Below are 2,529 nucleotides of genomic sequence, written 5' to 3'. Positions count from 1 at the left end.
GTTGGGCCCTGAACAGGCCGAAGGCGCACTGAAGACGCTCAAGCGTAAAATCCCAAGCGCGTCGTTTTCCGAATTGGTCGCAGCAGCACCACAGTTTCCAACCTGGCTAGCCCGTGCGGTCAGTCGCGCGGCTCATAGCTAAGGCCCTCTGACTCCATCGATGCAAGCGATGCCTCGGGGGGGTGCCCTGTCGCCTATTGATCTTCAGAAAAACTTATTGTATTTTCTGACAAGAGGCACAAGCATGATCACTTCAAGCATCAAACAACGGATCATTGACAAAGATCGCGGGGCCATCTTCGCGCCCAGCGATTTTCTCGATATTGGGTCCCGCGCAAGCGTGGATCAGGCCCTGTCACGCCTTGCGGATCAAGGTGTGATCCGGCGGCTGACGCGGGGGCTGTATGACTACCCGAAGAAGAGCCCCCGCTTCGGATTTCTCTCGCCTTCCGCCGATGACATAGCCAAGGCTGTCGCACGAAAGGACGGCCAGATCTTGCAGCCGTCTCCTTCGATGGCCGCCAATCAACTGGGTCTTACCACTCAGGTGCCATCCAAGCCGACCTATATGACCGACGGCCCGACCCGTACCAAGAAAGTCGGACGGCAGGTCATCCAGTTTCGCAATGCATCCCCAAAAACATTAGTCGGTGCAGGACATAAGACTGGGGTCGTCTTCCAAGCGTTGCGTTATGTCGGCAAGGACCGTGTGGACGGTCAAATCGTCGACCGGCTTGCACGCGCACTGGATGACAATGATCGGAAGCTCTTGGCAAAGCAAAGCATCCACGCTCCTGCATGGATGCACCCCATTGTCCGACAGATTGTTTCACACGCTTGAGCATGGAAAATTTTGCCAACGACGCGCCTGAGCTCAGAGATGAAGCCTTTCAAGAAACTGCAGCGCAGCTTGGAATGTCGAAGGCAATCGTCGAAAAAGATTTCTGGGTTTGCTGGTCCCTAAAGCAGCTCTTTGCACTGCCATCTTTTGGCAAGCAGTTGATCTTTAAGGGCGGAACCTCCCTGTCCAAAGCTTATGACGTGATCCACCGCTTCTCCGAGGATGTAGACCTCTCAATAGACCGCGAACAACTCGGGTTTGTAGGCGACCGCGATCCAGAAGGCCCAGGCCTGAAAGGCAAGAAACAGAAAAGGTTGCTTCAGGAACTGGAGGAAGCGGCGAAAGAAGCCGTCGGAGGCCAACTTCTGGCCCAAATTCAAACTGCTTTTGGCTCCCATCTAGAACAAAGCTTCACCCTGTCGGTTGATGCAACCGACCCGCAGACCATTCTCTTTGCCTATCCTACATTGGCAGAAAGCGATGTGGGCTATGTCAAACCGGTTGTACGCTTTGAGTTCGGTGCTCGTGGCGTCCAACTGCCTGCCGAGCAGATCGACATTGCGCCATACCTGCATCAGGCTTTTCCGGATCTTCTGGCAGACGGTCTGGTCGGGGTGAAAGTGTTAGGGGTCGAGCGCACGTTCTGGGAGAAAGCGACCATTTTGCATATGCTCTTTCATCAAGATGCGAGCAAACCCCTCGGAGATCGCATGTCCCGCCATTACTACGATATGGCCCAGCTGATTGGGCATGAAGCCAAAAAACGTGCCCTCGGAAAGCTAGATTTGCTGACCGAAGTCGCACATCACAAATCGGTATTTTTCAAATCCGCCTGGGCAAACTACGATGATGCCAAGCCCGGCTCCTTGCGCTTGGTGCCGAACGCCAACCTCGCCACCGCGCTCAGAAAAGACTACGCCGGAATGCGGGAAATGATCATCGGTGACGCACCAAAGTTCGATGAAATCCTCGCTACGATCGAAGCGTTTGAGACTGAGATCAACAGCTGACTCTCGCCCTCACAGTGAACTTTTCACATTTCAGTTCTAGCCAACTTTCCTGGATAGAGTAGGCGTGCTGTGCGGAAATTATCTGATCTATTCTCCGCATTCTCTGCGGAGAATAGGCTGGGGGTGGTCACGATTGCCGTCATCAGCTGGCCGAGCCAATCCGCTTCAGTATACGCGATTGTCACCTGCCGTCACTGAAAGCAGCTGATTATCGTTGATTACGGCTTTTCAGGGGCTGCGACTCGCCAAACGTTGACATGGCGTTGACATGGAATAAACGCATAAAGCCCGACTGATTAAGTCGGGCTCTAAGCATTTGATTTGGCGTATTAATTTGGTTGCGGGAGTAGGATTTGAACCTACGACCTTCAGGTTATGAGCCCATTATTCAACGATTCCAATAATTTATAAATTTCAAAGACATAGGCGGCAAGCCTTTGAATTCACAAGTTTTCGGCCCTGAAACTCGCTGACATCGGCCCACACCCACCGTGTCTCACACTCAAAAAATGACGTACGCTCGTTGACATGGCGTTGACATGAATAATCGTTCTACCAAAGGTAAGATAATCGCTTTTGGCCCAAAGCCGACCTTCAGGCATGCTGCGGCGAACAGCGGCTTTGAGCCCAGACTCCCGAATTGCTGTATTGCGGCTAAAGTCCGCTTTGTGGGAACCT

At 52.9% G+C, this 2,529-nt stretch carries 2 protein-coding genes; both read left to right on the top strand.

All coding sequences use genetic code 11. The features are described from left to right. Positions 1-244 precede the first annotated feature (244 nt). Positions 245-841, top strand: a complete 597-nt coding sequence (locus AC4GMC_RS18215) for a DUF6088 family protein (RefSeq protein ID WP_487878757.1) — start codon at positions 245-247, stop codon at positions 839-841. A gap of 2 nt (positions 842-843) precedes the next feature. Then, positions 844-1,851 (top strand): nucleotidyl transferase AbiEii/AbiGii toxin family protein, encoded by a 1,008-nt coding sequence (locus AC4GMC_RS18210; protein WP_487878756.1) that lies wholly within the window; start codon positions 844-846, stop codon positions 1,849-1,851. Positions 1,852-2,529 lie beyond the last annotated feature (678 nt).

This window comes from Thalassobacter sp. (genome assembly GCF_982993085.1).
The sequence above is the reverse complement of the archived record's forward strand: the minus strand, read 5'-3'. Positions and strand labels throughout refer to the sequence as shown.

Coding starts and splice junctions, on each gene's coding strand:
- AC4GMC_RS18215 (WP_487878757.1), top strand. CDS start 245: ATGATCACTTCAAGCATCAAACAACGGATCATTGACAAAGATCGCGGG.
- AC4GMC_RS18210 (WP_487878756.1), top strand. CDS start 844: ATGGAAAATTTTGCCAACGACGCGCCTGAGCTCAGAGATGAAGCCTTT.